We start from the raw sequence: 14126 nt of genomic DNA, 5'->3' as shown, positions 1-14126 counted from the left end.
CATCTGCCCTCTGCCATCTGCCATCTGCGGCGCTTCAGCGCCCCTCATACCAGTTCCTCCAGGCCCTTCTGCCCGGCCGTGCGGGCGTAGAGCCACAGGCCGATCAGCACGGCCCCCATCAGCAGGAAGCTCAGGGCGCTGCCGTAGGGCCAGTCGCCGGCCTGCCCGAACTGGTTCTGGATCAGGTTGCCCACCAGGGCCGTCTTCGCGCCGCCCAGGATGTCGCTCACCACGAAGGTGCCCAGCGCCGGAATGAAGGTCAGGATGATGCCCGCCACCAGCCCCGGCAGGGTCTGGGGGAACACGCCCGCCAGGAAGGCGCGCACGGGCGAGGCGCCCAGATCCTGCGCGGCCTCCAGCAGCCGCCAGTCCACCTTCTCCACGGAGGAATAGACCGGCAGTACAAAAAAGGGCAGGAAGGCGTAGACCATCCCCAGGAAGGTCGCGCTCAGGCTGGGCACCAGGTCGAAGGGGCGCAGGATCAGGATCCAGGCGTAGACGCGGATCAGGAAGTTCGTCCAGAACGGGATGATCAGGAGCAGCAGCAGCAGGTTCTTGCGCCGCGCGTCCTGGCGGGCGATGTAGAAGGCCAGCGGGTAGCCCATCAGCACGCACAGCAGGGTGCTCAGGCCCGCCACCCACAGCGAGCGCCACAGCACCCGCAGGTTGTCGCCCACCCACTCCTGGAACAGGGCGTCGTAGCCGAAGACCCGCTGCCAGCCCTCCAGCGTCCAGGGCCGCCCGACCTGCGCCAGATCGGTGCGGGTCAGGAACGAGTAGCCCAGCATGACCAGCGTCGGCAGCACCAGGAACGCCACGAGCCACAGCGTCCCCGGCCCCAGCGTGCCCAGGAAGCGGCGCAGGGTCAGCATGGGGCGCCTCCGGCGCGGTAATGGGTGATGGGTGATGGATGATGGTGAAACCCTCTGTTCTCCATCATCCATCGACGATCAACCATCGACTTCACGTTTCCTCCAGCACGATCAGGTTGTCCGGTGGCAGGTACAGGGCCACCTCTTCCTCGTAGTCGAAGTCCTCGTCGGCGCCGATGTCGGAGTTGAGCTGGAAGACCACCAGGCGCTGGCCGCCGGCTTCCAGCAGGTACTGGTTCTCGGCGCCGGTGTACACGATGTCGTCCACCCTTGCGCGGATCTCGTTGCCCTCGGTCTCGTCGTCGCGCTCCATGCGCAGTTTCTCGGGACGCACGCTCAGGGTCACGTCCTGGCCGAGCGTCAGCCCCCGCGCGTGGGTGGTACGCAGGGGGCCGTGGACGGTCTGCACGGTGGCGCCGGTGGCGTCCAGCTCCCGCACGGTGCCGGGAATGAGGTTCGACGAGCCCAGGAAGTTCGCCACGAAGGCGGTGCGGGGCCGCTCATACAGCTCCTCGGCGCGACCGAGCTGCTCGACCCGGCCCCGGTTCATCACGGCGATGCGGTCGCTCATGACCAGCGCCTCCTCCTGATCGTGGGTCACGAACACGAACGTAATGCCCAGGGTCTCCTGCAGGTTCGAGAGCTCCACCTGCAGTTCCTTGCGGAGCTTGAGATCCAGCGCCGAGAGCGGCTCGTCGAGCAGCAGTACCTGGGGCTCGTTGACGATGGCGCGGGCCAGCGCCACCCGCTGCCGCTGTCCGCCCGAGAGCTGATCGGGGCGGCGGCGGGCAAACTCAGCGATCCGCACGCTCTCCAGGGCGCGGCCCACCCGCTCGCGCTGGGCGGCGGCGGGCACACCCTTCATCCGCAGGCCGAAGGCCACGTTCTCCTGCACGTTCAGGTGCGGGAACAGGGCATAGCTCTGGAACACCGTGTTCACGTTCCGCAGGTGCGGCGGTACGCCCGTCATGTCACGCCCGCCGATGATCACGGCCCCGGCGTCGGGCTGCTCGAAGCCGGCCAGGATTCGCAGCAGCGTGGTCTTGCCGCAGCCCGACGGCCCAAGCAGGCTGAAGAACTCGCCCTGGCGGATGTCGAGGTCGATATCGTCCAGCACCGGGGTCTGGCCGCCGCCCGCCGCCGGGTAGCTCTTGAAGACGTCCACCACGCTGACCGCCGCGTCGGCCGAGAGTTCCCGGACGCGCTTGCCCTTGAATGCTACGCCGCTGATGGCTGCGCTCCCGCCCGAGGTCTGTGCCGCATGAGGGCAATTGTAGGAGACCGGAGGAGTGAGCAGGGGCCGCCCTCCGCCTTTGGGGGGACGTGTCCTCACCTCCGGGCAGGCTACGGTGGGCCGCAGACCGCCCGCCGCCCGCTTTCCCCCACCGGAGGTTCACCCGTGGAAGACATCCTCGTTCCCCTGTTCTTTTTCGCCTCCGTGTTCGGCTTTCCGCTGATCCGCCGCGAGATGATCCACCGTCACCAGATGGAGCGGCTGCGAGGGGAGGCACGGTCAGAGAGCAGAGCTGACCCTGTGCCCGACCCTGCCCTGGACGACACCCCGGCCCTGGCGCTGCGGCTGCCCGAACCCCAGCGCCTCTACGCCCTGGCCCTGCTCTGCCGCCTGCAGGACGCGCCCTACGACCGGCTGGACGCCCCGGCCCAGTTCGTGATCCGGCAGGCCCGGCTGGAGTACCTGCCGGCCACCCTGCGCGCCTACCTGAACCTGACCCCAGGGGCGCGGCAGGCGTTGACGGAGCGGGGCCAGCCTCCCGAAACGCTGCTGCAGGAGCAGCTGGAACAGATCAGCCGGGGGGTGGAGGACGTGCTGGCCGCCGATCAGGGCGCGACCCGGCGCCTGCTCACCCAGGGCCACTTCCTGCGCGACCGCTTCAGCAAGGGCGAGGGGCTGCGCGAGAAGATGCGGGCCTAGAAGGCGTCCAGTTCCTCGACCCGCACACCCAGCAAGTGGGCCAGGTTCAGCAGGTGCAGCGGTTCGACGGTCACGCCGGCCAGTTCCCGCAGGCCCAGCCGCACGCCCGCCAGGTCGGAGGAGCGCAGGTCAGCGCCGTCCAGCCCCGCGCCGTGAAAGTCGGTTCCGCTCAGTCGGCAGCGTCGAAAGACCGCTCCCGCCAGCGCCGCGTCCATGAACACGGCTTCGGTCAGATCGCAGTCTTCGAGCCACAGGTGCTTCGCCTCAGCACCCAACCAGAGCGACAGGGGCGCCGCCACCCGTATCAGCCGGACGTGCCTGAGCCTAGCCCCAGGCAGGTGCATTCCCATCAGGCGGCAGTCGCTGATCTGCGCACGCTCCAGCGAGGCCTCCTTCCAGTGTGCCCCACTCAGGTCGCAGCCCTCCAGGCACACGTCGGCCAGCCGGACGAGGTTCCAGTGCGTGCCCGACAGATCGACCTCGCGGAACAGGCAACCCTCGAAGGACACGCCCTGAAGCGTCCCGGCGTCCAGCGACCCACCCTCGATCAGCCGGCCGCGAAAAACGCTCTCATCCTCCAGTTCTGCAGGCAGCAGGGGCCGCAGACCTCCTTTCGGGTACTTCGGCGGCTGAGGAGCCTTGACCAAAGCCGTCACAGCGTCAGGATGTCGTGTCCCTTATTCGTGACCACGACCGTGTGCTCGAACTGCGCACTGGGCGACTTGTCGGCCGTGACGACCGTCCATTTGTCGGGCAGCAGGCGCGTCTCGGGGCGGCCCAGGTTGATCATGGGCTCGACGGTGAAGACCATCCCCGGTTCCAGCTTCATGCCGGTGTAGCGCACGCCGCGGTGGTAGACGGTCGGTTCCTCGTGCAGCCGTCTGCCGATGCCGTGGCCGGTGTATTCCTGCACCACCGAGTAGCCGCGCCCCTCGGCCAGGGTCTGGATGGCGTGGCCGATGTCGCCCAGCCGCGCGCCGGGCCGCACCACGTCCAGTCCAGCGTTCAGCGCCTCGCGCGTGGTGTCCACCAGCCGCTGCACCTTCTCGCTCACCGTCCCGACCGTGTATGTGTAGCAGGCGTCGCCGTAATAGCCGTCCAGCAGCACGCCGATATCCACTCCGATGATGTCGCCCTCTTTCAGCTCGCGGCCGTCGGGAATGCCGTGGCAGATGACGTCGTTCACCGACGCGCAGATGGTGCCGGGAAACGGGGACGACTTGGGGCCGTAGCCCAGGTAGGCTGGGGTCGCGCCGGCTTTCCGGATGTGCTCCTCGGCCAGCCGGTCGAGTTCCCTCAGGGTCACGCCGGGCTTCACGGAGGGTTCGAGCACGCGGAAGGTCTGGGCGACGAGCGCCCCGGCGCGGCGCATGATCTCGATTTCACGGGCGGATTTCAGGGCGACGCGGCTCATAACGAACGAGGCTAACATGCCCGGCCCCGGCGCATGGGAACGTGTGCCAGCATGGCCGCGCAGCGAGCCTCTGCAGCCTGACTCTGCAGCGTCACCGGGCAGGGGCTACGCTGCAGGCATGAGAGTCGTCATCAGCGTGGATATGGAAGGCGTGTGCGGGGTCAGTTCGTGGGTACAGGTCAGCCCCCCCGAGTTCGGCGGACTGGTGAATGCTGGCGAGTACGCACGCGCCCGCGAGCGCATGACCCTTGAAGCGGCGGCGGCGGCCGAGGGCGCCCTGGCGGGCGGCGCCACGGACGTACTGGTCAACGACAGTCACGACACCATGCGCAACCTGATCCCGGAGCTGCTGCCGGACGGCGTGCGCTTCACCAGCGGCAACGACAAGCCGCTGAGCATGGTGCAGGGCGTGCAGGAAAGCGGCGTGGGCGCCCTGCTGTTCGTGGGCTACCACGCCCGCGCCGGCTCCGTACGTGGGCCGCTGGCCCACACCTGGAACGGCTTTGTCCGCGACGTGCGGATCAATGGACTCTCGACCGGCGAGTACGGCCTGAACGCCCTGCTGGCTGGTCACTACGGCGTGCCGGTGGTCTTCGCCTGCGGGGACGACGTGGCGATGGCCGAGATCAGGGCCGAACTGGGCGAAGGCGTGGTCACGGTGGCCGTGAAGGAGGGACTGAGCAGTTTCGCCGCCGTGCACCTGCACCCGCGCGAGGCCCAGCGCCGCATCCGCGAGCGCGCCGAGCAGGCCGTCCGTGCGGCCGGGCGGGCCACCCCCTACACCACCCACTGGCCCGCCGCCTGCCAGCTGTCGTTCAACCATCAGGCCCGCGCCGACGCCGCTGAGCGCGTGCCCGGCATCACCCGCCAGGGCGCGGTGACGGTGGGCTGGGAGAGCCCCGACGCCTATCACCTCTTCCAGACCTTCCGGATGCTCGCCAAGGTGGCCGAGGTGCGCCTGGACGGCTAAGCACTCACATCTCCTCTCATGACGGCTGGGTAAGGTGCGGCATGCGAATTCAACGCATTGCTCTGGCTGGGGCGCTGTCTCTGGCCGCTGCCACGTCTGCCGGCGCCGTGACCTGGGTCGGCGCCAACGCCAGCACCTCCGGCTTCGGGGTGCACGCCGGGCTGTCGCTGCTGCGGATTCCCGTGATCGGCGCAGTGGGGGTCGAGGGCACGGCCGAACGGGGCTGGGGCAACGGCGCCAGCAACCGCTACGCCGTGGGGGCCACGCTGCGCGACCTGAACCTGCCCATCACGCGGGTGGACGCCTTTGCCACCATTGGCGCCGAATACAGCAACTCCTTCGCCCTGTACGGCGAGGGCGGCCTGCGCGGCCCGCTGATCGGCTCGGCCGGCTGGCGCGCCTTCGTGCGGGGCAGCAGCGCGGGGCGTTTCGGCGCCGGTGTGGGGCTGGAACTGCGCTTTTGAAGCGCGTCTGAACTGCTGCTGTGCAGGCACTCTGTTCGTGGCCCCTCGGAAGGGTTCGGCGGTGGACTCAGGGTGGCTGTGCTGGCTCTCCTGAAGCCCTGCTGAGGGGCTCGACCTGCCACGGGGCGCAGATCAGACCTCGACTGACAGACAAAGTGGGGCCGGGTAGGCCAGAATAGATCCATGACGTGCCGGAAAGACATTCTCGCGGTGGCCCGCATCCTGAGCCAGCAGAGCGCCGATGGCACCTTCGCCACGCAGGACGTCGTCGCGGCGTTGCGGGCGCGGGGCACCACCCATCTGGACACCACCATCCGCCGCCACGTCTCCAGCGAGATGTGCCGCAACGCCACCGGCAGCACCGCCGCCCGGTACCACGATCTGGAACGCGTCGAGCGCGGCCGCTTCCGCCTGCTGTAGCGCTCGGTGGGATGGAAAAAGTCGCAACGGGGCGGCTTGGCCCAGGCAGGTTCTGACGCCTGAGCAGGGCTGGCGCGTATTGCGATACGGGTCACAATAGGAGTTCTTTCCTTTACAGTGATTCCATGACGGCGATGCTCCGCACCCGGCCCACCGATGTCGTGCTGTTGCTGTTCTTCGTGCTGAACCTGGGCTTCATCACCTATGTGGTGGATCTCGAACAGCTGGTCATCGCCGATCCCGAGCGCTTTCAGCCCCCGCTCTGGCCCCCCGCTCCGCTGGTCGAGCTGATCCACTGGTACGGGCGGGCGGCCGACCCGCTGCTGATGGCGCGGCCCCCGTTCTGGCGGGCGACCATCTGGATGGACAACCTGCTGTTCGGCCCCTTCTACGTGGCCGCGATCGTGGCCTTCGTGCGGCAGGCCGAGTGGATCCGGGTGCCGAGCCTGGTGTACGCGGGGATGCTGCTCGCCAACGTCAACTGCATCCTGTTCGAGGAGCTGCAGGGCCTCCACCGCACGCCGCAGCCCGCGCTGGTGCTGGCGCTGAACGCGCCGTGGGTGCTCGTGCCGCTGTACCTGATCTGGCGCATGAGCCGGCCGGTGGTCTTTCCCCGGCGCTGGGGCCTGCGCTGAGAGACCCGGCGGCTCCGGTTCACCGCGCAAGGGTGGAGGGCACACCCGTACTCTCGGCGGAGGCCGCTCCATATGCCGGTCAGTCCCTGGGTTCGCCCCAGCTCAGGCGCCGGGGCCCGTCCTCAGACCAGCGCTGAGCGCAGGCGCTGCACCTCGGCCAGCCAGCCCGCCTGATCGTCGGACTCCTCCCACAGCTCCGGCAGTTCGCTGGCGGGGCCGATCACCCGCTCCACGGCTTCCAGCGCCAGTTCGCGGTGCCCGGTGAGTTCGCTGGCGTCCCGCTCCTCGATCCAGCTCTGCAGATCGTCGTCCGAGATGTACTTCATGTCGCCCGACAGCGCGGCGGCGACGATCTCGGCGGCGGCGATGGCCCGCGCGCCTTCCTCGGCCTCCACGTCGTCCAGCTCCGGGTCGAGGACGATCTCCAGCGCCTCCCGGAGTGCTACCGCGCCGTCCTCGACGACTTCCTTGATGAAGTCGGCGGCGCTGTCGTTCTCGAAACTGCCGGTGCCCCAGGTACCCATGCCCCCAGGGTAACGGTCTGCGCGTTGGTTTGCCCTTTACCTTGCGCCTAGCCATCGGCAGGCACGGCCAAGAAACATCAGACCGGAGCCTTCTCTCCCGTTCCGTACGTCTGCTCCACGTACTTCTCCATCAGCGCCTGAAACTCCTCGGCGATCCGGGGGCCCCGGAGGGTGGTGAGCAGTTTGCCGTCCTGATACACGGGAGCGCGTGGGTCTTCGCCCGTGCCGGGCAGCGAGATGCCGATGTTGGCGTGCTTGCTCTCGCCGGGGCCGTTCACGATGCAGCCCATGACGGCCACCTGCATGTCCTCCACGCCGGGATACTTCTGCTTCCAGTCGGGCATGGTGTCGCGGATATAGTCCTGGATCTTCTGTGCCAGTTCCTGAAAGAACTGCGACGTGGTGCGCCCGCAGCCGGGGCAACTGGTGACCTGGGGCAGAAACTGGCGCAGGCCCAGGCTCTGGAGCATCTGCTGGGCGACCTCGACCTCCAGTTTGCGGCTCGCGCCCGGCTCCGGCGTCAGCGACACGCGGATGGTGTCGCCGATGCCTTCCATGAGCAGCGGCGCCAGGGCCACCGACGATGCCACGATGCCCTTCATGCCCATGCCGGCCTCGGTCAGGCCCAGGTGCAGCGGGTAGTCGCACAGGGGCGCGAGCTGGCGGTAGACCTGCCACAGTTCGGGCGCGGAACTGACCTTCACCGAGATCAGAATTTTGTCGTGGGCGAGCCCCAGCTCCTCGGCGTAGTGGGCGCTCTCCAGGGCGCTGGCGACCATCGCGTCGATCATCACGTCGGTGCCGCTTTTCGGGCTGCCGGCGGCCGTGTTCTCGTCCATCAGGCGGGCCAGCACCTGCTGATCGAGGCTGCCCCAGTTCACGCCGATCCGCACGGGCTTGTCGTACTCCCTGGCGACCTCGATCATGGTGGCGAAGTTCGCGTCGTGGTGCTGTCCGGCGCCCACGTTGCCGGGGTTGATGCGGTATTTGGCGAGCAGGCGGGCGGTCTCGGGGAACTCGCGCAGCAGGATGTGGCCGTTGTAGTGGAAGTCCCCCACGATGGGCACCTTCAGCCCGACCTCCTCCAGCCGGGCAATGACCTCGGGAACGGCGGCGGCAGCCTCGCGGGTGTTCACGGTCACGCGCACGATCTCGCTGCCCGCGCGGGCCAGCTGCGCGACCTGGATGGCGGTGGCCTCGGCGTTCGCGGTGTCGGTGTTCGTCATGGACTGCACGACGATGGGATGGGCACTCCCCACGGGGACGCCCCCCACGTTCACGGTGACGGTCTGGCGGCGGGTCATGGCCCAAGTCTACGCGGGCCGGGCCAGTGGGTCAGGAAGGGCGGTTACGGGCGGTCTGCTGTGCGGCGGCCTCCATGTGATCAAGCAGCGCGACCAGCCCCACGTCCAGCCCGCCGCGCGGGCCACTGGCCCCGTAGATGCCCGCCCGCTCCAGGGCCGAGGCGCCGTGCAGGAACGTCCAGAGGGCGACTGCGTGGTTCGTGTCGTCTGGGTCGCCGCTGAGCGCACCGACCAGAGCCAGCAGGGTGTTCCACAGCGCCTTGCCCGGCGGGGTCTGGATGCCCGCCTGCCCGGTCTGGTGATCCGGGTTCAGCAGCAGGCCGTAGGCGTGGGGCTGGGAGCGGGCATAGTGCAGGTAGGCCAGCGAGGCGGCCTGAAGGGCGTCGCGGGATGGGTGTCCGGACGCCGCCGCCAGAAGCTCGGCCTGCAGGGCCAGGGCCGAGCGCTCGGCCAGCGTCCGGATCAGGGCGTCGCGGCTCTCGATATGCCGGTAGAGGCTGCCGGGACGCACCCCGAGGGCGTCGGCGAGGGGCCTCATGCTCAGCGCTTCGGGGCCTCCGTTGCCCAGCAGCGCCCAGGCGGCGTCGAGAATCGCGTCCGGGGTGAGCTTGGTCGGGTAGGGCATAGCGAACAGTGTACGTCTTGACAGCCCTTGAAGGAAGAAGTACAGTGTTCACCATGAAAGCGAACAGTGTTCATTCGCTGCAGCAGCCACACCTCTCCTGGGCGGATGGCCTGGCGCTGGGACTGGAGATGGTCGGCCTGGGCGCGCTGATGGCCTGGGGCTGGCAACGGTTCGGATGGGCCGGGGTTCTCCTGCCGCCATTGGCGGTGTCCGTGCTCTGGGCCCGCTTTCTGTCGCCGCGGGCCACCCGCCCTGTGACGGGCCTGGCGTGGCCGCTGGCTAAGCTGGCGGTATTCGCCGTCTGCGCCCTCGCCCTGACTGCCGTCACCGGCCCCCTGACCGCCGCTGCCTACTTCGCCCTCGCCCTGCTCGGCATCACCCTGGGAGGTACCCGATGACCCGCCCGCCCCTGCGCCACGCCCAGTTCGGACTCGTGAACTCCTACCTGATCCCCGAGGACGACGGCTTCACCCTGATCGACGCCGGCCTGCCCGGCCTGGAACGGTTCGTCGTCTCGACCATCAGGCAGAGTGGCCGCCCGCTGCGGCGCATCGCCCTGACCCACGCCCACGACGACCACATCGGCGCAGTGGACGCGCTGAAGGCGGCCCTGCCCGGGCTGGAGGTGCTGGTGGGCGAAGGTGACGTGGCCCTGCTGGCCGAGCGAGGAAGCAAGACGGCTCCCGACCGACTGCTCAGGGCGGGCGACCGCGTGGGCTCGCTGAGCGTCATCGAGACGCCCGGACACTCGCCGGGCCACGTCGCCTACCTCGACGAGCGGGATGGCACGCTCTATGCCGGAGACACCTTCGTGAACGTGCCGGGGCTGCATGTGGCGAGTGTGCTGAACGCGCTGTTCCCCCTGCCCACCCTGGGCACGCACGACCCCGCCCAGACCACGCGCAGCGCCCGCGCCCTGCTGGACGTGCCCGCCCGCTTCCTGGCGCCTGGGCATGGCCCCATCATTCCCGATCCGCTGCCCGCCATGCGCCGCGCCGTGGAGGAAGCGGAGGCCGGGCGCGAGCCGTCCGCCCTGACGCGGCGCGTCTCGGCCCTGGTCGGCCGGCTGACCGGGATGACCACCGGGGGCGCGGTGGGAGCGAAACAGATCGTCACGGCCTCCAGAAAGTAGAAGGGGGCGTCCAGACCAGCACCCGGACGCCTCTTCCCCTGCCGATCACACCCCCAGATACGCCTTGATGATGTCCGGGTTGCCCATCAGCTCCCGGCTGGGGCCTTCCTTGACCAGCTTGCCGAGTTCGAGCACGTATGTCCGGTCCGTGACCTTCAGCACCTGCCGGACGTTCTGCTCGACCAGCAGCACGGTCAGGCCCAGCTCTCGCAGCGAGCCGATCACGCGCATGACCTCGGCCACCACCAGGGGCGCGAGGCCCAGGCTGGGCTCGTCCATCAGCAGCACCTCGGGCTCGCTCATCAGCGCGCGGCCGATGGCGACCATCTGCTGCTCGCCCCCCGACAGGGCGGCGGCGGGCGAGGCCCGTTTCTCGGTCAGGCGCGGGAAGAAGTCGTAGACCTTCTGCAGGTTGACGGCACGGTTCGCCTTGGTGCGGGGCAGGTAGGCGCCCATCAGCAGGTTTTCCTCGACGGTCATCTGGCCGAAGAGCTGCCGGCCCATGGGCACGTGCGCCACGCGCATCTCGGTGATCCGGTGGGGCGGCACGCCGTTGAGATTCTGACCCCGGTAGGTGGCTGTACCTCCGCGAGCTTTCAGCATTCCAGACACGACCCGGAGGATGGTGCTCTTGCCCGAGCCGTTGCCGCCCACCAGCCCGACGAGTTCGCCCTTGTCGACGTGCAGCGACACGCCGAACACGACCTGCACCTCGCCATAGGCGACTTCGAGCCCCTGCACGTCCAGCACGCGCTCGCCGGGGGTGAAGGCGGGGCGGGTGGGGGGTTGGGGAGTGTGGGAGGTCATGGGCGGCCGCCAGAATTGGCTGTGAGCTTTGAGCGATGAGCGATGAGCAAGACGGGTGCCTGTTCATAGCTCATAGCCCATAGCTCATAGCCTGCGTATTCAATCATCGTCGTCCCCCAGGTAGGCGCGGATCACGTCGGGGTGGGCGGCCACGTGCTTCGGGTCGCCCTCCGCGAGCAGTTCGCCGAAGGCCATGCAGATCACGTGATCCGACAGGCTCATGATCACGTGCATGATGTGCTCGACCATCACGATGCCCAGGCCGGACTGCGCCAGTTGCCGCACCAGCGCGACCATCTCCTGCTGCGCGGGCGGGTTCAGGCCGGCGATGCTCTCGTCGAGGAACAGCATGCGCGGCTCCAGGGCCAGCGCCTTGGCGATCTCCAGGCGGCGGCGCCGGGCCAGGTTGAGCTGCGAGGCGGGCTGCGCGGCCCGGTCGGCCAGGCCCACGCGCTCCAGCACGTCATAGGCGTGATTCTCGGCGGCGCGGCCGCGCCTGTTCAGGAAAGCCGCCACCAGTACGTTTTCCAGCACGCTCAGGTCTTCGAAGGGCCGCTCGACCTGGAAGGTGCGTGCCATGCCCATCTTCGCCCGCACCTGCGGCTGCAGGTGGGTGATGTCGCGGCCGGCGAAGGTCACGCGGCCTTCGCTGGCGCGCACGAAGCCGGTCAGGGCGTTGAACAGCGTGGTCTTGCCGGCACCGTTGGGGCCGATCAGGCCCACGATCTCGCCGGGCCGCACCGCCAGACTGATGTCCCTGACCGCCACGACCCCGCCGAAGCGCACGGTGACGTGTTCGGCGCGCAGCAGCGGCTCGCCGGCCGGCGCATGGACGGGCTGGCCCCCGAAATTTACGAGTGCCGGGATGGTGGGCTGGGGCGCACTCATCTGGCCGTCCCCAGCTTGTTTCCGCCCCGCCGGAACAGACCCATGATGCCGTTGGGCGCGAACAGCGTCACCACCAGGATCAGCACGCCGTAGATGAGCAGGTTGGCGTTGGCGAACACGTTGCGGAAGACCTCTCCGAACACGGCCAGCAGGATGGCGCCGATGGCCGGCCCCTGGATCGAGCCGCGCCCGCCGATGATCGCCATCAGGGCGATCTGCACCGAGATGGGCAGCTCCAGCAGCGTGTGGGGCTCGAAGGCCTGCAGGTAGACGGCGTAGAGGGCGCCGCCGAGTGCGGTCAGCGCGGCGCTGATCACAAAAGCGATCACCTTCATGCGGGTCGGATCGATGCCCAGCGCGCGCGCACCATCCTCGTCCTCGCGCACGGCCTGCAGGGCGTAGCCCAGCCGCGAGCGGCGAATCAGGTGGGTGATCAGCAGGGTCAGGGCCACGAAGGCGAAGGCGAGCCAGTACTCGGTGCGCCGCTCGAACAGGTCGAAGCCCAGAAAGCGCGGCAGCTCGGGCATGAACAGTCCTTCACTGCCCCCCGTCCAGTCGGAGTTGATGGCGACCAGCCGCAGCACCAGGGCCACGGCGATGGTGGAGAGCGTGAAGTACGATCCCCGCAGCCGGAAGGTCAGCCCGCCCCACACCAGCGCGAGAAGAGCGGCGATGCCCATGCCGATCAGCGCGCCCCACCACGGCGCCACCGGCCCCCCGAAGAAGGCGGGCACCCGCTCCGGCGTGGCGAGGATGGTCATGGTGTAGGCGCCCATGCCCAGCAACGCCGCGTGCCCCAGGCTGATCTGCCCCGCCCAGCCGCCCAGGATGTTCCAGCTCATCGCCAGCCCGGCAAAGATAAGGGTGGACACCCCGAAGTTCAATGTCTTGCCGAACACCATCGGATACAGCGCCATGACCGCCAGCAGCGCCACGCTGAGCCACACGTTCCCGAAGGTCAGCGCGCGGGGCCGGGCGGGAGTGAGTGCGGCGGTCATCGGGGGCCTCGGACTGGACACCTTTGGCTATGAGCTCTGAGCTGTGAGCTCTGAACAGGCGCAGTCACGCTTTTGCTCAGAGCCCAGAGCCCAGAGCTCATAGCCCTCTGCCATCTGCCATCTGCCATCTGCATCCCGTTCATACCCGCTTCACCGTCTTCCCGAATAGGCCTTCCGGGCGCAGCAGGAGCACCAGCAGGAAGGCCACCAGGCCGTAGGCGTCGCGGTAGTTGTTCGAGACGTAGAACGCGCCCAGCGACTCGATCACGCCCAGCACCAGGCCGCCCACCACAGCGCCCGGCAGGTTGCCCAGGCCGCCCAGCACGGTCACGATGAAGGCCTTGGTGGTGTAGTTCTCGCCCACCGTGGGGAAGGCGTAGAGCAGCGGCATGAGCAGCACGCCGGCAATGGCGGCGAAAGCCACGCCCATCCCGAACACGATGGCCTGGATATGCGCCGTCTTGACACCCTGGAGTTCGGCCCCCAGCGGGTTTTGCGCGGTGGCACGGATGGCGCGGCCCAGCTCGGTGCGGTACAGGACGAAGTTCAGGGCGGCGATCGAGACGAGGGTGCCCAGCCCCGCCACGATCAGCGGAATGCTGAGCTGCACGCCGCCGAGCTGCACGGTCTGGGTGGCGTAGGCCACGTTGATGTTCTGCGGCTGCGCCCCGAAGGTGAGCAGCAGCGTGTTCGAGATGATCAGGCCCAGGCCCAGGGTCGCCAGCATGGACGCTTCGCTCAGCCGGTCGCCCAGCCGCGCGAGCACGACGCGCTGGATGAGGAAACCCAGCGCGAAGCCCACCGGCGCGGCCACCAGCAGGCTGAAATAGGGATCGAGATCGAAGGCGCGGAACAGCGCCAGCGTGATGAACATGCCGATGGCGAGAAAGTCCCCGTGCGCGAAGTTGATGACGCGCATGACGCCGAAGATCAGGCTCAGGCCGGTGCCGATCAAGGCGTAGAGGCCGCCCGTGAGCAGGCCCTGCGCGACCGTCTGGATGAGGGCGGTGGTCTGGGCTGAGTCCATGCAGTGCTCCTGGGATGGGGAAATGCCTGATCGGAGTGTTCTGGCGTATTGAGCGAGATGGAGGGTCTTCCCCCTGGCCACCGGGGATGGTTCGCTCCGCTCCACAGGACAAG

At 68.7% G+C, this 14126-nt stretch carries 18 protein-coding genes; 7 read left to right on the top strand and 11 right to left on the bottom strand.

Annotated features, from left to right (window positions below; all coding sequences use genetic code 11):
• Window positions 1-44: 44 nt before the first annotated feature.
• Window positions 45-872: an ABC transporter permease gene (locus CVO96_RS15920; protein ID WP_165795329.1), complete on the bottom strand. Its 828-nt coding sequence runs from the start codon at window positions 870-872 to the stop codon at window positions 45-47.
• A gap of 91 nt (window positions 873-963) precedes the next feature.
• Window positions 964-2205 (bottom strand): ABC transporter ATP-binding protein, encoded by a 1242-nt coding sequence (locus CVO96_RS15915; RefSeq protein ID WP_243398407.1) that lies wholly within the window; start codon window positions 2203-2205, stop codon window positions 964-966.
• A 66-nt stretch (window positions 2206-2271) separates the two neighbouring features.
• Here CVO96_RS15915 and CVO96_RS15910 point away from each other — a divergent pair, with 66 nt between their 5' ends.
• A complete protein-coding gene (locus tag CVO96_RS15910) occupies window positions 2272-2805 on the top strand; it encodes a hypothetical protein (protein ID WP_103313071.1) in 534 nt (177 codons plus the stop codon).
• On the opposite strand, the gene CVO96_RS15905 is transcribed toward CVO96_RS15910, so the two are convergent.
• Window positions 2802-3461 carry a pentapeptide repeat-containing protein gene (locus CVO96_RS15905; RefSeq protein WP_103313070.1) on the bottom strand — a complete coding sequence of 220 codons (660 nt, stop codon included), beginning with the start codon at window positions 3459-3461 and terminating at the stop codon, window positions 2802-2804. The two genes, CVO96_RS15910 and CVO96_RS15905, sit on opposite strands and share 4 nt — an antisense overlap.
• Window positions 3458-4219, bottom strand: coding sequence for a type I methionyl aminopeptidase (gene map, locus CVO96_RS15900; protein WP_165795328.1), 762 nt, complete (start codon window positions 4217-4219; stop codon window positions 3458-3460). The genes CVO96_RS15905 and map overlap by 4 nt, the downstream gene beginning before the upstream one ends.
• A 118-nt stretch (window positions 4220-4337) precedes the next feature.
• Between map and CVO96_RS15895 the strand changes: the two genes are divergently transcribed.
• From CVO96_RS15895 to CVO96_RS15880, 4 genes are all read left to right on the top strand, one after another.
• The gene (locus CVO96_RS15895) at window positions 4338-5189 is read left to right on the top strand and encodes a M55 family metallopeptidase (protein WP_103313068.1); all 852 of its coding nucleotides are present in this window, start codon (window positions 4338-4340) and stop codon (window positions 5187-5189) included.
• Window positions 5190-5230: 41 nt separating this feature from the next.
• Window positions 5231-5653 (top strand): hypothetical protein, encoded by a 423-nt coding sequence (locus CVO96_RS15890; protein WP_165795327.1) that lies wholly within the window; start codon window positions 5231-5233, stop codon window positions 5651-5653.
• A gap of 183 nt (window positions 5654-5836) precedes the next feature.
• On the top strand, window positions 5837-6073 hold the full coding sequence (locus CVO96_RS15885) for a DUF7669 domain-containing protein (protein ID WP_103313067.1): 237 nt from the start codon (window positions 5837-5839) through the stop codon (window positions 6071-6073).
• Between the two features lie 125 nt (window positions 6074-6198).
• Window positions 6199-6708 carry an EXPERA domain-containing protein gene (locus tag CVO96_RS15880; RefSeq protein ID WP_103313066.1) on the top strand — a complete coding sequence of 170 codons (510 nt, stop codon included), beginning with the start codon at window positions 6199-6201 and terminating at the stop codon, window positions 6706-6708.
• A gap of 122 nt (window positions 6709-6830) precedes the next feature.
• On the opposite strand, the gene CVO96_RS15875 is transcribed toward CVO96_RS15880, so the two are convergent.
• From CVO96_RS15875 to CVO96_RS15865, 3 genes are all read right to left on the bottom strand, one after another.
• Window positions 6831-7232, bottom strand: a complete 402-nt coding sequence (locus CVO96_RS15875; RefSeq protein ID WP_103313065.1) for a DUF4259 domain-containing protein — start codon at window positions 7230-7232, stop codon at window positions 6831-6833.
• A 77-nt stretch (window positions 7233-7309) separates the two neighbouring features.
• Window positions 7310-8536, bottom strand: a complete 1227-nt coding sequence (gene ispG, locus CVO96_RS15870) for a flavodoxin-dependent (E)-4-hydroxy-3-methylbut-2-enyl-diphosphate synthase (RefSeq protein ID WP_103313064.1) — start codon at window positions 8534-8536, stop codon at window positions 7310-7312.
• Window positions 8537-8567: 31 nt separating this feature from the next.
• Window positions 8568-9161, bottom strand: coding sequence for a TetR/AcrR family transcriptional regulator (locus CVO96_RS15865; RefSeq protein ID WP_103313063.1), 594 nt, complete (start codon window positions 9159-9161; stop codon window positions 8568-8570).
• Between the two features lie 53 nt (window positions 9162-9214).
• Between CVO96_RS15865 and CVO96_RS15860 the strand changes: the two genes are divergently transcribed.
• Both CVO96_RS15860 and CVO96_RS15855 read left to right on the top strand, forming a co-directional pair.
• A complete protein-coding gene (locus tag CVO96_RS15860; protein ID WP_133161808.1) occupies window positions 9215-9559 on the top strand; it encodes a YrdB family protein in 345 nt (114 codons plus the stop codon).
• Entirely contained in the window at window positions 9556-10293 is a 738-nt protein-coding gene (locus CVO96_RS15855; protein ID WP_243398406.1) for an MBL fold metallo-hydrolase, read from the top strand. The genes CVO96_RS15860 and CVO96_RS15855 overlap by 4 nt, the downstream gene beginning before the upstream one ends.
• 45 nt (window positions 10294-10338) lie before the next feature.
• On the opposite strand, the gene CVO96_RS15850 is transcribed toward CVO96_RS15855, so the two are convergent.
• From CVO96_RS15850 to CVO96_RS15835, 4 genes are all read right to left on the bottom strand, one after another.
• Entirely contained in the window at window positions 10339-11100 is a 762-nt protein-coding gene (locus CVO96_RS15850; RefSeq protein ID WP_103313061.1) for an ABC transporter ATP-binding protein, read from the bottom strand.
• A 99-nt stretch (window positions 11101-11199) separates the two neighbouring features.
• On the bottom strand, window positions 11200-11988 hold the full coding sequence (locus CVO96_RS15845; RefSeq protein ID WP_103313060.1) for an ABC transporter ATP-binding protein: 789 nt from the start codon (window positions 11986-11988) through the stop codon (window positions 11200-11202).
• Window positions 11985-12986 (bottom strand): branched-chain amino acid ABC transporter permease, encoded by a 1002-nt coding sequence (locus CVO96_RS15840; RefSeq protein ID WP_103313059.1) that lies wholly within the window; start codon window positions 12984-12986, stop codon window positions 11985-11987. Before CVO96_RS15840 ends, CVO96_RS15845 begins: the two co-directional genes overlap by 4 nt.
• Window positions 12987-13125: 139 nt before the next feature.
• The gene (locus CVO96_RS15835; protein WP_103313058.1) at window positions 13126-14013 is read right to left on the bottom strand and encodes a branched-chain amino acid ABC transporter permease; all 888 of its coding nucleotides are present in this window, start codon (window positions 14011-14013) and stop codon (window positions 13126-13128) included.
• Between the last annotated feature and the right edge of the window lie 113 nt (window positions 14014-14126).

Origin of the sequence: Deinococcus koreensis (assembly GCF_002901445.1) — a bacterium.
GTDB lineage: Bacteria > Deinococcota > Deinococci > Deinococcales > Deinococcaceae > Deinococcus > Deinococcus koreensis.
The sequence above is the reverse complement of the archived record's forward strand: the minus strand, read 5'-3'. Positions and strand labels throughout refer to the sequence as shown.

Coding starts and splice junctions, on each gene's coding strand:
- CVO96_RS15865 (WP_103313063.1), bottom strand. CDS start 9,161: ATGCCCTACCCGACCAAGCTCACCCCGGACGCGATTCTCGACGCCGCC.
- CVO96_RS15890 (WP_165795327.1), top strand. CDS start 5,231: ATGCGAATTCAACGCATTGCTCTGGCTGGGGCGCTGTCTCTGGCCGCT.
- CVO96_RS15895 (WP_103313068.1), top strand. CDS start 4,338: ATGAGAGTCGTCATCAGCGTGGATATGGAAGGCGTGTGCGGGGTCAGT.
- CVO96_RS15835 (WP_103313058.1), bottom strand. CDS start 14,013: ATGGACTCAGCCCAGACCACCGCCCTCATCCAGACGGTCGCGCAGGGC.
- ispG (WP_103313064.1), bottom strand. CDS start 8,536: ATGACCCGCCGCCAGACCGTCACCGTGAACGTGGGGGGCGTCCCCGTG.
- CVO96_RS15860 (WP_133161808.1), top strand. CDS start 9,215: ATGAAAGCGAACAGTGTTCATTCGCTGCAGCAGCCACACCTCTCCTGG.
- CVO96_RS15920 (WP_165795329.1), bottom strand. CDS start 872: ATGCTGACCCTGCGCCGCTTCCTGGGCACGCTGGGGCCGGGGACGCTG.
- CVO96_RS15855 (WP_243398406.1), top strand. CDS start 9,556: ATGACCCGCCCGCCCCTGCGCCACGCCCAGTTCGGACTCGTGAACTCC.
- CVO96_RS15885 (WP_103313067.1), top strand. CDS start 5,837: ATGACGTGCCGGAAAGACATTCTCGCGGTGGCCCGCATCCTGAGCCAG.
- CVO96_RS15845 (WP_103313060.1), bottom strand. CDS start 11,988: ATGAGTGCGCCCCAGCCCACCATCCCGGCACTCGTAAATTTCGGGGGC.
- CVO96_RS15875 (WP_103313065.1), bottom strand. CDS start 7,232: ATGGGTACCTGGGGCACCGGCAGTTTCGAGAACGACAGCGCCGCCGAC.
- CVO96_RS15840 (WP_103313059.1), bottom strand. CDS start 12,986: ATGACCGCCGCACTCACTCCCGCCCGGCCCCGCGCGCTGACCTTCGGG.
- CVO96_RS15880 (WP_103313066.1), top strand. CDS start 6,199: ATGACGGCGATGCTCCGCACCCGGCCCACCGATGTCGTGCTGTTGCTG.
- map (WP_165795328.1), bottom strand. CDS start 4,219: ATGAGCCGCGTCGCCCTGAAATCCGCCCGTGAAATCGAGATCATGCGC.
- CVO96_RS15850 (WP_103313061.1), bottom strand. CDS start 11,100: ATGACCTCCCACACTCCCCAACCCCCCACCCGCCCCGCCTTCACCCCC.